This window comes from Ignavibacteria bacterium, from assembly GCA_017302895.1.
GTDB lineage: Bacteria > Bacteroidota > Ignavibacteria > Ignavibacteriales > Ignavibacteriaceae > UTCHB3.
This window is the reverse complement of record JAFLBV010000001.1, coordinates 1,287,477-1,304,050: the sequence shown is the minus strand read 5'-3', so window position 1 is coordinate 1,304,050 and position 16,574 is coordinate 1,287,477. Positions and strand designations below refer to the sequence as shown.

Annotated in this window: 13 protein-coding genes; 3 read left to right on the top strand and 10 right to left on the bottom strand. The window is 43.6% G+C overall.

Annotated features, from left to right (window positions below; genetic code table 11):
- Window positions 1–69: 69 nt before the first annotated feature.
- From J0L60_05100 to J0L60_05055, 10 genes are all read right to left on the bottom strand, one after another.
- Window positions 70–234 carry a hypothetical protein gene (locus tag J0L60_05100; protein ID MBN8545495.1) on the bottom strand — a complete coding sequence of 55 codons (165 nt, stop codon included), beginning with the start codon at window positions 232–234 and terminating at the stop codon, window positions 70–72.
- A gap of 61 nt (window positions 235–295) precedes the next feature.
- On the bottom strand, window positions 296–2,011 hold the full coding sequence (locus J0L60_05095; protein ID MBN8545494.1) for an aryl-sulfate sulfotransferase: 1,716 nt from the start codon (window positions 2,009–2,011) through the stop codon (window positions 296–298).
- 34 nt (window positions 2,012–2,045) lie between these two features.
- Entirely contained in the window at window positions 2,046–4,268 is a 2,223-nt protein-coding gene (locus J0L60_05090; GenBank protein ID MBN8545493.1) for a DUF1566 domain-containing protein, read from the bottom strand.
- A gap of 47 nt (window positions 4,269–4,315) precedes the next feature.
- The gene (locus tag J0L60_05085; GenBank protein ID MBN8545492.1) at window positions 4,316–6,025 is read right to left on the bottom strand and encodes a metallophosphoesterase; all 1,710 of its coding nucleotides are present in this window, start codon (window positions 6,023–6,025) and stop codon (window positions 4,316–4,318) included.
- A 16-nt stretch (window positions 6,026–6,041) separates the two neighbouring features.
- The gene (locus J0L60_05080; GenBank protein ID MBN8545491.1) at window positions 6,042–7,781 is read right to left on the bottom strand and encodes a metallophosphoesterase; all 1,740 of its coding nucleotides are present in this window, start codon (window positions 7,779–7,781) and stop codon (window positions 6,042–6,044) included.
- Complete coding sequence (locus J0L60_05075; GenBank protein MBN8545490.1) at window positions 7,778–8,644, bottom strand: periplasmic heavy metal sensor; 867 nt, start codon at window positions 8,642–8,644, stop codon at window positions 7,778–7,780. Before J0L60_05075 ends, J0L60_05080 begins: the two co-directional genes overlap by 4 nt.
- 11 nt (window positions 8,645–8,655) lie before the next feature.
- On the bottom strand, window positions 8,656–8,970 hold the full coding sequence (locus J0L60_05070; protein ID MBN8545489.1) for a hypothetical protein: 315 nt from the start codon (window positions 8,968–8,970) through the stop codon (window positions 8,656–8,658).
- A 14-nt stretch (window positions 8,971–8,984) separates the two neighbouring features.
- Entirely contained in the window at window positions 8,985–9,560 is a 576-nt protein-coding gene (locus tag J0L60_05065; protein ID MBN8545488.1) for an RNA polymerase sigma factor, read from the bottom strand.
- Window positions 9,561–9,983: 423 nt separating this feature from the next.
- On the bottom strand, window positions 9,984–12,305 hold the full coding sequence (locus J0L60_05060; protein MBN8545487.1) for a caspase family protein: 2,322 nt from the start codon (window positions 12,303–12,305) through the stop codon (window positions 9,984–9,986).
- Window positions 12,306–12,309: 4 nt separating this feature from the next.
- Window positions 12,310–14,637 carry a CotH kinase family protein gene (locus J0L60_05055; protein ID MBN8545486.1) on the bottom strand — a complete coding sequence of 776 codons (2,328 nt, stop codon included), beginning with the start codon at window positions 14,635–14,637 and terminating at the stop codon, window positions 12,310–12,312.
- Between the two features lie 317 nt (window positions 14,638–14,954).
- On the opposite strand from J0L60_05055, the gene J0L60_05050 reads away from it, so the two are divergent.
- From J0L60_05050 to J0L60_05040, 3 genes are all read left to right on the top strand, one after another.
- Entirely contained in the window at window positions 14,955–15,689 is a 735-nt protein-coding gene (locus J0L60_05050; GenBank protein MBN8545485.1) for a TerC family protein, read from the top strand.
- 119 nt (window positions 15,690–15,808) lie between these two features.
- Complete coding sequence (locus J0L60_05045; protein ID MBN8545484.1) at window positions 15,809–16,087, top strand: DUF2752 domain-containing protein; 279 nt, start codon at window positions 15,809–15,811, stop codon at window positions 16,085–16,087.
- An 8-nt stretch (window positions 16,088–16,095) separates the two neighbouring features.
- Complete coding sequence (locus J0L60_05040; GenBank protein MBN8545483.1) at window positions 16,096–16,344, top strand: hypothetical protein; 249 nt, start codon at window positions 16,096–16,098, stop codon at window positions 16,342–16,344.
- Window positions 16,345–16,574: the final 230 nt, after the last annotated feature.

Below are 16,574 nucleotides of genomic sequence, written 5' to 3'. Positions count from 1 at the left end.
GTTGCAATTTAGGAAAAGAATCTGTAAAACAAAAAAAAAGCGTCCGGGGGAACGGACGCCTTTTAAAACTTATTTTATGTCCGTTACTTTTGACATGTCGTCAAGTTTTACGAATTTCTCGTTAAACTTGAAGGAACCTTTGTCAGTCTTCACCGACTTGATCACCTTAACCGATGTAAACGGATCTTTTTTCTTGCCTTTTGCTTTATCGCCGAAGGATTGAACTTTTGCCATTTTTTATTCTCCAATTATCAAGACTACAAAAATAAGGATATTTGCACGATCTGCAAAATATTTATTTCAAGAATAACATTTTCTTCGTTTGTACAAAGTCTCCTGCCATAATTCTGTAGAAATAGACTCCTCCGGGCAATGATTCACCGTTAAATTCCAGCCTGTGTCTTCCGGCTTGGACCATGCCATCGACAAGGCTCATCACCTCTGTTCCCAAAACATCGAAAACACTTATCTTTACATGCGATGCCTCTTTCAGACTGTATTCAATTACGGTAGAGGGATTAAACGGGTTTGGATAATTCTGATACAAAACTATTGATGAAGGGAGCTCTCCATCCTCTTCTTTGATTGATACAGGGTATTTCTCCAAAAAATCGCCCGGAGTGAGATCTTTTCCAACAAGTCCGGGGTGCGAAGGCGAGTACCTTTGTGCACGGAACACCATATTCAATTTTTCTCCCGGGTGTGTCGGGTCATCCGGGATGCTGTCACCCTGAAACACGGGTCCTGTATTGATTACGGGACTGACATATTTCCAGACAATCTGACCTGCAGATGTGACCTCAGTCAGAATACCATGAATTCCGTCGCAAACGAGTGTGTTGCCGTTTTGTAATCTCTGGGCTCCCGAGATAGCCCAGGAATACATGGAGGCTGGTGGACTGGCAAACCAGGTCCAGGTTAAACCTGCAGGACCAAAAGCTGTTCCCGACACTCTCGAGTAGAAACCAAGACTGTCAACGGGCGGAACGAACTCATCTGCCGACGAGTAATTTCTTCCCAGCCCGTTGTTGAAGACAAGGATATTTCCCTGGCCAGGTAAACCCGGGTCGATCCATTGTGCATCATGTTGCTGGAACAGTTTTTGATTGCCTGCATTTCCCATTTTGTAGCAGATTGGATTTCCCCACCTGTACAAAAGGTCACCACCTTTTCCATATCTTCCTCCGGAGTGCCCTGCCGACTGGGCAGTCGTAGTCGAGTGATCGATTACCCAGACCTCACTGTTGCCTCTGACGCTCATAATAATCTGATCAAACTGTGCATTATAATTGACCGAGTTCATGTGATTCCAAAAAACAGGAAGTTGTTTTCCGTCGCCATCGGCATCAATCAATTCAGGATGATTAACCACCACACCATAGTTCAGCTTTGTCGAGTCGAAATCCTGAATTAAATGGTCCCATGTATGCCACTCCCAGACAACATTTCCTCCAACGGGGAAGGTTTTTTGAACCTCAACCACGAAATCGGGGAGCATGTACCCTTTGGTGTTTATTTCAGGTTGGAACTTGGCTGAATTAAATCCTGATGCCAGCAATTGGGCAACGGTTTTTTTCTCAACCGCCAGCATGATAATATTTCCGTTTGGAAGAGGTCGAATGTCATGGTGCGACATATAATTCGCGGTTGAATAGTCAAACTGCCACACGAGGGAATCATTCCAGTCATACTCCTCAACCCTCCCTCCTTCACCTCCACCGCTGCTGAGAGACCCGTGGGTCATGCAGGAGCGTAAAAGATGACCGTTTGGAAGCAAATAGACGGATTGACCGGGGGGGAGAGTGCTCTTTGTCCATTTGTGGACGACTCTTCCCTCATTGTTAAGGAGATATGTGGCTGTGTATAATTTTGGAGCCAGAAGTGTATAACCCTTCCACGCCTGCAATGTGTCGTGAACAAACAGACCAACAGTGCGGGGTTGAGCCTGTGTGAAAGTAGTGCATAAAAACAACACTGTGATAAATAAAGCTTTGAACTTGAAGTTTTTCATAAATGTACCTCTGTGGATATAAGACAGATTGTCGCTATTTGAGTAAAATCATTTTTTTAACTTCAGTGAAGTTGCCTGAGGAAATTCTGTAAAAATAAACCCCGCTTGAAAGGCCTGACGCATCGAATCTTGCTTCGTAGGAACCCGCCTGTTTATAGTCATTGACCGGAGTGCTGACCAAATTTCCTATGTTATCATAAATCTCCAGCCTGACCGTCCTCGCAACAGGTATCGAGTACCTGATTGTTGTTGAGGGGTTGAAAGGATTCGGGAAATTTGGATACAGGCGGTACTCTCCCGGTAGCGCCCCCTCATCCCCGATATCAGTTGGAGATGAAACGAAGTACCTGGCAACCCTGAACCCGATATGGTACCAGGGATGGTTTGGATCCTGGGGCCCGCGATAGTACGAAGGGTTCCTGTTTGCAACCCTGGAATGCCCCCACTGACCATTGTACCAGTTCCCGCCCCTCATCCCCCTGTACGGCTTGCCGTCGGGCATAATAAAGCCTGTTGCGGGTCCTTTGGGATTGTCAACGGGACTGATTGAATAGTAGTTTTGACCGTACCAGTCGTTTACAAACTCCCAGACATTCCCCGCCATATCAAAAAGTCCGTAGGCATTCGAGCCGTTCGATGTCTGGTAGGAAGTCTGACTTCCGGGCCAGTTATATTCTGATTTAAGTTTTAATTCACCGTTGTAAAACCCGACAGGAGTCGTCCACGGATAGTTGCCTGTTTCATAGGGATCACCTGAGTTGGGCCAGTTGGCTAACGATACATTCGTCGAGTCATTTCCCCACGGGAAGACATAGTAGGGATTGTACCGACCTCCTCTTCCGGCGTATTCCCACTCTGCCTCGGTCGGCAAACGGTATCCCGGTTTTGTGAAGTCACAACTCCATGTGGAAAGATTGTAGCATGGGACGAGTCCCGCCTGCTGACTCAACCAGTTGCAATATGCTGCCGCTCCGAACCACATAATTCCCACAACGGGGTGTTTTGCCCGGAAATCAGCAACTGAAAATGCCGTTCCGTTCCAAGCTATGCTGCTGTATGAAGCATAAAGACTGGTGTAGCAATAGATGTTTGTGTCACCCGTCGCATAAACAATGTTGTTTCTTACTTCGATTAAGCCCTGCGATTTTGCAGAATTTAGAAAATCACAAAATTGTTGATTGGTGAGTTCGTACTTTCCTATGTAAAAAGAGTCCAAGTGTACCTGATGCAGCGGGAGTTCATCACTCGGGTGCTGAGGATCGACATAACCGTGGTGATCTCCCATTACAAAGTTACCTCCTGCGATAAGTACAACCTCGGGGAGTGATGCCGGCAGTGCCGACTCGCCTCTTACACAAATCACCCTTTGAGACACATTTTTGGTTTCGTAAGATGTTAAACCGTATGAAAAATTCAGATACCATGCCTTGGTGGTGGTACCGTTAAGGGTTGTCGAAGACCAGTAGTTCGCCGGTGAAATATTTCCAAAGAAGGATGTGTCAATCGAAGGATTTTTCAAGATCTCACTGTTAAGTGACTGCAGTTCCTTGATGTTCGGCAACCGCCAGTCTGACTTCCCGCCGAGTGAGAGGTTCTCGCTGTAATTCAGGGCATCATCCCAGGTAAGGGTGTTTGTCCCCGGGTTGCTTTGCCAGACAAGACCTGTTGATCTGTCCAGAACAGTCCCGTCGTTGTTGTTAAGAAACCTGGTTGATACCGAAGGATTAGTGGATACGGTTCTTACCGCACGGACATGAAATCTTTTTGTTCCTCCGGCGCTGATTGTTTCGGTTTTGGGGTGAGCCCCTATTCCTCCACCGGCATTTGTGACCCATATTTTTGCAGCATTGTCAACCTGTTTGTCAGATGACCACCAGTATTCGGCAGTTGTCTTGGTGAAGTAAGCGGTATCAAGAGCGGGATTGGTTTTCCCGTGATTCAAAATGGAGAAGAGTTCGTGGCAGGTTGGCAAACGCCAGTCGCTGTAGCCGCCAAGAACAAGGTTTTCACAGTAAACCGCAGCCGACTCCACGGTCATCTCTCCACCGTCAACCTTTTGCCACATGAGACCCGCAATGTTGTCGGTTACTGTCCCGTTTCCGTTATCTGTGAAGGATGGTGCATTTATCAGGTAGTCCGAGTCCTCGCCAAAGATTGCGGTATAATTGGCGGTCTGACCCGTGTCAGGCAATTTTTGAGGTGTAATCGCCTGTCCTGACGAAATATTGTTTGACAGGATCAAAATTATCGCAGTCAAACATATCTGAAATTTTAACTGAAACACAAAATTTCTCATCTTGCAAGTCATTTTAATAAAAGCATTCTCTTTGTTGCGGAGAATGCACCTGAAGAAAGTCTGTAGAAATAGATCCCGCTCGATAAATTCTTCGCGCTGAATTTATATTCGTGAGATCCGCCCTTTTGGACTTCATCTACAAGTGTACTTACTTCGACTCCGAGCATATCGTACACTTTTAATGACACATACCCTTCAACCGGCAGTTCGTATCTGATAACAGTTTCACTGTTTCCAGAGGGTGAACCGGCTGCAAACGGATTTGGATAATTCTGATGAAGTTTGTATTCATCGGGTATGGTCTGAGGCTCCTGCTTTATTCCCGTGGGACTTTTTATTATGGTGTACGAATGACCAATATCACCATTGTGTCTTTGTGAATTCTCTTCTGAAGGCAAATATGTCCTTATATATTCCACTTTTGCGCTGGTATCATTCACCGTCAGGAGTAAGTAACCCCGACTGGGAAGAAATACACCATTGACATAGCCATACTGGGTGGCTGAAATATTCGTAAAACTTTTCGATGATGGCTGAGGGACTTCCTGATAGATAACCCCATCCTTTTCCTGTCTGCCATAAAAATGATCGTGACCGTGAAAGAAAATGGAAACATTATTCTCCACCATTAATGAGTGAATTGGTTTCTCCCATCCGGGCCTGTTCGTGAAAAAGCCCCATGTCGAGTCGAGGTTCAAACCTCCCATTTCAAACAGACCGGCATACTCTGTACCGCCTCTGCCGTCGTTCCCGTTTCCACCGACAATCTGATGGCAAAATACGAACTTGAACTTTGCCTGGCTTGTGGTAACCACACTCTTAAACCAGTTGTATTGTGTTGCACCGAGAGTCCACCCCCATCCCGGTTTTGTTTTTGTGTACCAGTACGGGTCGATAACTATAAACAGGGCATCACCCCACTCCCAGGCATAATAGTTCTGACGGAGCCCGACAAATTGTTCGGGCGTGGAATTTCCAGAATAAAAGGCATCAGGTTCAGGATTTGGATAATACAGTTTCCGTGTATTCGATGCCAGAACAGGAAGACTTGTTGCTGTTCCGTCCAGTCTCCATCCAAGTTCCCCTTCGTGATTCCCGATAGTAAGAAACAGAGGGATTGAATGGCATGCATGATCGAAATACTCACGAAGCAGGAGGTGCCTTTTGGTTATTTCGAGCTGAGTCTGCGAAGCGAGTTTTTCTGACATAAAAGTATCGCCAAGATCCAAAAGAAAATCAGGTTTTTTGGAAAGAATATTCTGAAGGGTAAGAGTATATACTGCCGGGATTGAGTTTGTATCCAGATGTGGATCAGCCTCAACCGCGAAAGTAAATGTAGATCCAGCGGGCCTTGCAGTGTGAAAAGTATGTGTCCCCCTTGCGAAGAAGTTGGTCATCCCAATTTCACGGTACCGCATGCGATAATAGTATTGTGTATTCGGACTCAGATTTCCCAAAACTTCAACAAACGGTATGCTGTCCAAACACCTCTTTACATTTGTGGAATTTGTGAAGTTGAGTGAATCGGTACCATATTCGAAATAAACATCCAAATCTCTGTTCGTGCAGGCATGAATTGTAATCGAGTTTGCTGTCGGTCTTCCCAAAAGCTCCCCGCAAGTAAAGGGGAGAGTGTCAGAAACGGCAGTAAAATCCGAGGCAAAACATGCGATGCTGAAAAGAAATGTGATTAAAATTGTTCTGATACTTTTTTTCATTGGTAATCTTGTTGGATTATTTTATAAAAATCGCTTTTTTGGTAAGAACGGTTGAGTTCATTTTCAACTGATAAATGTACACACCCGATGAAAAGCCTGTGTTGATGCCATCCCGTTCTTCACTAGTCAATCTGAACTGATATCTATAGTGCCCGGCTTCTTTATACTCATCAGCCAAAATCGAGACTGTCCGCCCGAGAATATCATAAACTTTCAGCGTGACATGCCCCGCCTCAGGAACACTGAAACCTATCACGGTTTCGGGGGTTCCTCCCGGGGAGGAAGCTGAAAAAGGATTCGGGTAGTTTTGATCAAGTTTCATCGTCGTCGGCATTTCATGGGACTCTTCAACTGAAACCGGATTCGGAGCAACCTTGTATGAGAAAGCCACTGCTCCATTATGGAAAATGGAATTCGTATCCGCAGGTAACCATGCTGAAACAAATTCCACTTTTGCACTGTCGCTGTCAACTGTTACCCTGATATGCCCTGTCCCCCGGACTTTAACAGAAGTGTACGCATCGGCATTGGCGAGCATTCCGATTTCATATGTTGAATCGCTCGGCATGGGAATTTCCTGATACACAACTCCGTCGAGTATCTCCTGAGCAAAAAGATGATCATGTCCCTGAAAAAAGATGTTCACTCCGTGATTGACCATCAGTTGATGTACGGGCGCTGCCCATCCGGGACGGTTTGTGCTGAACCCCCATGATGAATCCATGTTTCTACCGCCCCATTCGAAATATCCGGCAGGAATTATGCCACCCCTTCCCCATCCCCTGACATGATGAGCGAATACAAACTTGTACTTTGAAGTGCTGTTTTCGAGGGTTTGCTTGAACCAGTTGTACTGCTCCTGACCAAGAGTCCAGTCCCAGTTACCGGAACTTGCACTTGCGAACGAGTATCTGTAGGCATCCAGGACTATGAACTGAGCGTCACCCCAGGTCCAGGCATAATAATTCTCGGGCTGACCGATGCCAAAACCTTCAACATTCTGATTGCCTGTGTAAAATTGATCGGGCACCGGATTTGCATAATAAAATTTTCTTGCCAGTGTGCCCCAAATTGCCAGATTATTTGGCGGATTCTGTATCAGGAAGTACCCGTTTTCCCCTTCATGATTCCCCAGGCAAAAGAAATAATGAGAGGAATTTGCTGCCATCCCGATATAAGGAAGGTAGTTCAGATGCAGCTTCATCATTTGTTGTTGAGTCATCGCCGGTGGATTTCTGTCATCTCCAAAGGTATCTCCCAGATCCATCACAAAATCAGTTGTGTCGTTCTTTATGTTCTGGAGAGTCACTTTCATTGCGGAAGAATTCCCTTTTTTATCATAAAGGTGGGAATCCGACATCAAATCAAACTTAAAACTGCTCCCTTTGGCTCTCTGTGTGTGGAAAGTACACTCCGGACCGCTTAAAAACTGGGTGTTGCCGCTCTCCTTGTATCTTATTCTGTAAAACCAGCGGCTGTTTGGGGTTAGTCCCGAGATTTCATACCGCACAGGTGTATTGGGCACCGATGACCGGGTTACAGTCTGATATGAATAAACAGAAGGAGCAGTCCCGTATTCAAAATAAATCTGCATCACTTTTTTTGGCACTATTGAGACAGTAACCGAAGTGGCAGTTGGACGACTCAACACTTGTTCACTAACGAACAACGAGGTGTCCAGACCTGCCGGAGAAGCGAACAGGTTCGCAAGATTAAAAAGTGTTAAAGCGATTAAATATTTGAATAATAGTCTCAAAGGGTCTGGTTCCTTCTTTTTTGCAACATTTTCTGAAATTCAATTTTCTGATCAGAATCCAGAATTTCCATTACTGCTGCATCTTCCTCGTTTCTAATCTTTTGTTTCTCTGCTTCTCTTGTCTCGCGATCATTCATCTTCTGATTTCTTAACTGTTCTCCCTTTTGATTGGAGCGGATAAATATCTGACGGATTTTCTCAGTCTGATCGGGAGTCAGATTAAGCCTGTTGACATATTTGGCAACTTTCTCATCGATGGACGGAGGTGCGGGTCGAACCTTTTTTGGTGAATCCTGTTTTGCATCGGGCCTTTCCTCCTCAATTTTCTTCTCCGGCGGTTCCTTCCTCTGCTTGTCAGGTTTCACATCTTTCCCCTCCTTGGGTATATCCTTTGGAGGTTTTTTACCAAAGAATTCCACCAAAACAGGTTTCAGTTTCTCTTTTTGCTCCGGTGAGCAAATCGAAATCAGATCATTAAAATGTTCGAACCTGAGCAATTCGACTTCAGTCTGCAGTCTGCCAATCTCGAGCGCAAATATCTTTGCGGCAGAAGTGTCCGGTTTATCTTTAAACAACTCTTCAGCCAGCAGTTTTTTCAGTGTGGTAAGCGAGTCGTTCCTCAATTTAATCTGTTCAACTTTGTTCGTCTGCATTTTTTCCAATCGATCGGTTTGATCGCTGTTAAGATCAAGGACTTTTTTCATTAGATTAATCGACTCGCTGCCCCCTTTCGATTGCTGTTTGGGTGGAGTCTCCCTGTCTTTTGAAGTGTAGATCCAAAAGAGTGAAAGTGTTACCAGATTTACCACAACAAGAAAGGCTATCAACCAACTCTTAAATTTGTTCTGATTTATCCAATCCATGTCTGTCTCATCTAATAATTAATCCGGTCTTGTTCAACCTGAAAAACTTCCTTTAAGTCTCTTACAAGTTCTTTTTGGGTTTCATTTTGCGAGTTTACCTTAAAAAACCAGATAAGCGTTGCACAATTAATGAGAATGATCAGGATCATCAGCAACTGGCCAAAACCCGGGACCAGTCTGTACGCAGGTCTCCTTATCTCCAACTTTCGTGCCCGGTTCTCCATTACTCTGGTATATAAAAACGGGTTCCCGTCAAGTTTCTTCATATGGTCCAGGGAATTCAGCGTCTTCTCAACCAGATCGAAAATTTGTTCATTTTTTGTCATTATCAGCCGTATTTCTAAAGATTTTTTTTGTAATAGTTGAATAGAATCCTTCTCAGGTTTACCTTTGCTCTGTGGAGCAGTGACTCAACTGCCGAAATGCTCAGATTCATTACTTCCGAAATCTCTTCATAACTCATCTCATCATTCTTGGAAAGGAGAAATGCCACCTTTTGGTTTTCAGGCAACCGGTCCAGGGCAAGATTCAAAACCGCTATCATTTCTTTTTTTTCGAGTTCACCCGCAGGAGTATCAGATTCTTTGCCCGTTACCCGATCCTCCACATTTTCTTTACCGAACAACCTTATCGTAATCGCAAACCTTTTCTTCCTTTTTGCGCTTTTCAGGAAATTCAACGATTTTGAGATTGTAATTCTGTATATCCAGGTCGAAAGTTTTGATTCCACGCGGAATGAGCCAATCGATTCGAAAACCTCGATAAATACATCCTGGGTGATATCTTCTGCTGATTCTTCATTCTGCAAAAACTTGTACGCACAATTCATCACCATATTCTGGTAGCGATCAACAACAAAACGGAATGCTTCACTATCACCGGCTTTAAGTCTGCTTACTATCTCGAGGTCATTCATTCAGGGAATTGTTGTTTTGTACATTCATTTGACAATTAAATTATTCAAAACTTGCGGTGACAACTTGAAAAAATTTCAGGTTATTGTTTCTTATCCATGGGTAAGTGAAATCAACGGTATGAGAAGAAAGAATCCTGTTCTTCAGAACGAAAGAATTTGCCTGGGAACTGCTCGGAGGAACTGTTGACTGTTCTAAATTAAATTCGATTAAATTGTTAGATAGTTGAAATTACCAACAGGTTTAAAATAAAAAACGGAATTCTCTTTGGGAAAGAAAAATCCGTGTCATATGTGCTGAATCAGTGGGATCCGAGAGTAATCAGCTTCCTAAAAGATAATTACATCTTCACAATCTCCTCTGTGTGCTTTGTGTTTATTTTACTCTTTGCGTTCTTTGTGTTCTCTGCGGTTGAAGATATCTCCCTAATCGCACACCTTTATGGGGAAGTCATTCAAATATTCCCAACTCACTGGACGCTGGGGAGTAATATTAAATTTCTGTGCCGTTTCCTTAACTTTTTTGTTGACGAACATGTTCAGTTCCTTCACATTTATGACACCGTCTTTATCAAAGAAATCAGCGGCACATTTTAACCCTTCGATGAGGGAGAAGGTAAAAACCCCGTGCCCGAGGTCCTTTATCTCTTTTGCGGTCTGGTCAGCTTCGGAAGCTGCCATGATATACAAACCTCTGCTTTTTGAAAGGTCAATAATTGCCTTTTCAGATTGAGCACCTCGCATGGCAAAATTCTCGAGAGCCTGCCCTGATTGACAGGCATCAATAAGTATCAACTGTTTCTGCGCTTTTATCTTCAGCGAATATTCTTTCATTTCCTTTCCTGAAAGTGCGTAGGGATTTCTGGCAGAAGGATTTCCGTAAATTTGTTGCACTTCATGAAGAATAAAATAAAACTCCTGCATGTTTTGATCGGGATCATCATCCGAGGCACCATGTCCTGAGAAATAAAAGACAAATGTATCCTCGGGTTTTGCGTTCGCCACAATGGTGTCGAGAGCGGCTCTTACATTTTTAATCGTAGCTTCCGTGTCATACAAGGTTTTTACAACAACGGACTTGAAAATATTGTTCTTTACTCCGGAGATTTCTTTGCTGATCAGTTCAGCATCAGCACCGGCAAAATTCAGATTATATTTACTGTTCTCATACTCGTTAACTCCAATAGCAAGGATGTAAAGGTTGGAAACGGGTTTTGGTGCATCATACTTGATTAAAATTGTGTTCGATTTTCCCTCAAGCCTACCCTTGCTGAAGGCACTTGCTTTAAAGATATTGTTGCCAACCGTCAATTGTGCAGGAAACACTTCTTTTATTTTGTTACCGGCCTTCGGTTTGTTGTCTTTGTAATATTTTACATCGACCAGTTTACCATTCTGATAAAGCCTCAGTTCGTCGATGCCTCCACCCTCATCCGAGATGGTTATATTTACTGTTTCTTCGGGATTTTTCGAAATTTTTGATTCGTTTGTGGAAGTGAGCTTTACTGACGGGGGAACCATCACATTGGTAAAAATTTCCTTTTTTGTTGGTATATAACTTTTGGAATCGCCTCCCGCTCTGACCGATCTAAAGAGGGAGGGGATGTATGACTGCTCAAAATATGCCTCAAGAGGAATGATATCCAGTTCCTGAACATAATACAAGAGTCCCATAGCCCCCTGTGATGCATCAAAATAGCCATCAGGTGTTACCACTGCCCAGTCGGTTGAATCGAATGCAAAAAGAGTCATCACCTCTTTGCCGGTCTGTGTTTCGAAAAACTTTACACTTCCGTCCATCTCCCCCGTGAGGAAATACTTCCCCTTCGGATCAACGGCAAGCGGTTGAAAATCATTGGGTGAGAGAGTAATTGAATCAGTAATTTTCATCGACACCCTGTCGAGAAGTTTCAACGCTTTCCCGCCTCTAAGTGCCACCTTTTTGCCGTCTTTTGTTGCCGTTGCACGGTAGGGTGTGAATTTCAAAGGAACAAATTTCTCCTGAACCTCTGTTGCCAGGTCCCACTGCGTTATCATGTTTGCATGAAAGGCAATCACTTTTCCTGCCTCATGCAAGACAATATTTCCAATGGAATAGTCACGAACAGCCATCATCATCAGGCTGTCTTCAGACATCCCGGGTTTATAATCATCACTTGTTGTCCGGGTCCCGTTTATTTTCTTAACTTCTTTTCCTGATGCAAGCTCGATTACCGGGATGGTCCCTTCCATTTGTCCGATAATGATTTCTTTCCCCGAAGGTGAAAAATCGACAGAGTGCACCAAAGCCGAGGCAGGCTCAAACTCCCTTAGAGCCTTCCCTTTATTAATGTCCCACAGAATAATTTTGTTTTTATAGTCGAGCGAGACAAAATATTTTCCGTTTTTTGCGACCTTCAACTCCTTTACCATGTAGGAGTGCCCAAAATATGTCGTGGTTTTTGTCAGGGTTTCCAAATCCCAAAGTTCGACATTGTTGTTTCCCATCGCCATCAGAAGTGATTTCGAGTCGGTCGTAAATCCCATCGAATAAACCGGATAAATCAGGTTTTTAATGCAGTTTATCAGTCTTCCCTCTTCCAAATCCCAAATGAACACCTTTCCGATCGAGCCCGTCGCCAGGAATTTCCCGTCATCTGATACGGCAAGGCAATAGACCTGAGATGTGTTTTTTAGCTCTACTTTAAGTTCAGGTGCCTGAGCAAAAAGCGTAAATGCAAAGAGGAGGAAGAAGAAAATTCTGACCATTCGATCACCTTAAAAGAATCATTTTTCGTGACATTGAAAAACCGTTTACTGAAAGCCTCAGGAAATAAACCCCCGATGGCAGATTTTGTGCATTAAACTCTGTTTGATAACTGCCGGCAGGTTTGAAATCGCCACCCAGTTCGGCTATTTCCTCTCCGAGAGAGGAGTATACTTTCAGCGAGACCATCCCGCCTTCCTTCAATGAATAGCGAATTACAGTTGAAGGATTAAAAGGATTAGGGAAATTTTGCATCAGACCGTATCCTGCAGGAGCAACTTCATCCTCAACCGAGACGGGTACATTGGAATATCCGGGTGTTGGCGCCATCTGCATCCAGACACCGGCTCCGTCTATGGTTCTTGCAAGGGACATATTTGTTGTTTGAGGTCCAAACGAAATTGAATCAATGATATCAACCCCGTTGGTATCGGTCAGAAAGACAAGTTCACCCGACTTGCTTAATTTGAAATTTGTGTGAATACCCGGTTCTGTTTCCTCCTCATCACACCAGATGACCAGAAACTGCTTCGGAACCATCTTGAGTCCCGGTTGTGTAAATCTCCACTTTACCAGATTATCACTCTTGTCGGTAAGATATTTCCCGGTCAAAAGAATTGTATCATTAGAGGAATTGTAGAGCTCTATCCAGTCGTCGAAATCACCTGAACTGTCGGGGATTGTCGTGTTATCCGCCAGCACTTCATTTATTTTTAAGCCCGCCGTTACAACACCGGGAGTTGAAACAACCATTTTCCTTGCTTTTGGATAAACAGCCACTTTGCCCGACATGTCTCTCGTCCTGAATGTTAATTTCCCTCTGAAATTTGCACCCAAAGGAGGTATAACTGCTGTGTACCGGTCGCTCTCCTCCACTTTTTTCGTTCCCAAAACGGGAGAAAACACCATCGGTATTTTTGAGATACTTCCTGTACCCAAATTTTCAAACTGAAGTGAAACGCTGTCGAGACCGGCATTGGAGAATGCCGACACTTCCACCCTGATGGAATCGGTGCCGGAAGGATTTTTGGGTGAATAGTCAATCTTGTAAACAATGGGATCGGAGGAAACATAATTCAATTGACTGCCGATGGAATTCGTCCTCGCAAGAATATACTGTTTAATCCCCATTTTCACATGCTGAAGGGAAAAGGAAGATGCCGAGAAGGAATTCAGAAACTGGTTGAACGAAAAACCGTAATCGAGCACACGAAAAGTATCCAAAAGTGCCGATGGAGTAATCATATCCCGCAGTGAGTCTATCCTCTGATTTAACACCGGCAGAGTGAAAACATTTGTTTTATAATATGTTAGCAGATGGGTATAAAGATTTCTGATCTCGGGAACCACAAGCATCTTTTCTATGAGTGGTCGCTCACCGGCACCAATTTTCGGAAATGTATATGGATTTGCGGACGACCAGTTGGTGTTAAACCAGTCGATACCGAATGTGTTGTCATAATCATATGGAATGACATGCATCAGATTTTCTGCCGGCTCATGATAGAGATAGTAGTTGTTCATGTTCGACCAGTAGTCGTCCCACTGACCAACCAGAACATTCATCGAAAAATACTTTAATGCATCGAGAACATCCAAGGTTGTTTCCAACGAATCCAATAGCTTTGTGGATGGAGTGTTTTTGAGAATTCTCGTAAGCCTGATCAATTTCGAGAAATCCATCCCCGCTTCATTTGTCGAAAGTTCATAAGCCGGCCTGCCACCACCAAGAGTGATATAGGGCTGTGGATTTTCACCAAGATACACGAGGTCTGCCGGATAAAGACACTTCCAAAGATTCCCTGAGTCATCGGCGTATTGTCGAGACAAAAATTCCTCGTCAATATGTTCGGTATTCAAATACAAACCATAATACTTGTTGTTTATGTAGACTTCCATGTGGTTTGACCGTGAGCCCCTCAAACCTGCACTTCGGAAAAGGTCAAAACAAAGTTTGCTCCTCACAATCGAAGGATCGTTGTGCTCTCCGTTCAGATTCAGTTTCTCGAGTCCATGAAAATTCCTCCCCTTAAAAAAACTGTTTATCGACACTTTAAACGATTTTTTCTGTGCATTCCGGGAAGTGTTGCCCCTTAATCTGAACCCGATGGAATCGAGTGTCTCATCAAAATGATTGTTTCTGAAACGCACTTTTGCCACAAATTCACTGTCACTGGTCACATGCGAATATATCCACGCAAGATATGCCGGAGCTATCGTTATGTCAATCCGCCCGACATGGGTGTCATCAAAAACTTTTTCCCAATCCTGCACCACCGTCTGACTTAAAACAGAAATGGCAAAAAACCACAAAAATATAAATGTCTTTTTCATATAATTTTCTTTTAATCAAGCATGAAATATAACGATAAGTCAGAATAAACGAAGAAAGAATAGCGAGGGCTGAGGGATGAATGACGAGGGATGAATGGCGAAGGATGAATGGCGAAGGATGAATAGCGAAATTTCAGCCTTCAATTATTCTGCCTTCTGCCTTCAATATTCAGCCCTCAGTTTTCAGCCTTCAGCCTTCGAATTTCTGCCATCAATTATTCTGCCCTCTATTTTCCGCCTTCTCATCTTTTTTCTTATTTTTGCAAGTCGCATTACTCAGATAACAATCAGCAGAATAACAAAGAGGAATTTATTTAATGGAATGGATTACCAACCCCGAAGCCTTGATAGCTCTCGCCACCCTTGTCGCACTCGAAGTCGTACTTGGAATAGATAACATAATCTTCATCTCAATTCTGGCAGGTAAACTGCCCAAAGAGATGCAGGCAAAAGCAAGGAATGTGGGTCTCGTTCTCGCAATGGTGACCAGAATACTCCTCCTTCTCTCCATCACCTGGATAATGAAACTGACATCCCCCATTTTCACGATGTTTGGAAACGAAATCAGCGGTCGCGACCTGATTCTGATAATTGGCGGTCTGTTTCTTTTGGGGAAAAGCACTTTCGAGATTCATGACAAACTCGAAGGTGAGGAACACTCTGCAGGGGGACAGGTTGCTAAATCATTCGGAATGACAATAGTACAAATATTGATTCTCGATATTGTTTTTTCTCTCGATTCAATCATTACAGCGGTTGGAATCGTTTCACAGATTGAAATAATGATTACAGCAGTTGTGATATCAGTGATATTCATGTTGATATTTGCCTCTCCTGTCAGTAATTTTGTGGACAAACACCCGACGATAAAAATGCTTGCCCTTTCATTCCTCCTTATGATCGGTTTCACCCTCATAGCCGACGGTTTCGACTATCACATCCCAAAAGGATATATCTATTTCTCGATGGCATTCTCAATTTTTGTTGAGACTCTGAACCTGAAACTCAGAAGCAAATCCGTTAAACCGGTTAAACTGCATAAAAAGATGTAATGCGATTGTAAAGTAAATCCTGATTTTGTACTTTTGCAGATATTCATTAACTAAATTGCTTAATCGGAATGTTAAGTATATTTAAGAAAATAACTTGCTCCGAGGAATTTGATTATTTGATGATCATTTTCGGTGTAATTGCATTCGGAGTGATATTCCTTTCTTTTTTTGATGAGACAGCTCTCAGGCTCTCCCCGGTCTGCATTTCCGTGGCCGAATACGGAACGGAATGCTCCCTCTGTGGAATGACCCGCTCCTTTGTAGCAATTTCAAACTTTGATATTTCCAAATCCCTCGGCTACAACCGAGCCGGAACAGCACTTTACTCTATATTTGTGATCAATTGTGTATTCGCAATAAAGCGACTCTACATCATCTACAACAAAAAGAAAAAATGAGGTAAAAAATGGCAGTCCTCTCTTTGGTTTGGGGTATCCTTGCTCTAGTCGGAATGATCGTGGCATTTTTCCCCTGTCTTGGCAGTCTCAACTGGTTAAATATCCCGTTTGCTGCTTTTGGTTTGTTAATCAGTATTATTGCTCTAAGTTCAGCTCCGCAAAGTGATAGGGGAAAAGCAATAGCGGGAGTCGTGTTGTGCGGTCTCGCTGTAATCCTGGGAACTTTTAGATTAATTGCAGGAGGTGGAGTAGTTTAGAAATCTACTTTTTAAGCCGGAACAATCATTTTGAGGCTGTCTAAGTTCAGGCAGCCTTTTTTTGTAAGCCCTCAACGAACATGGCACACCGCTGACCACCCCCCTTGCCCCCCTCCTTCTAAAGGATGGGGGAAATTTAATTGTGAATTGTCGCCGTTTCTACGAACATGTAACCCCGCTCCGGGGGTATTGAATGTATTATATTTCTTCATCTACGAACATGTAACCCC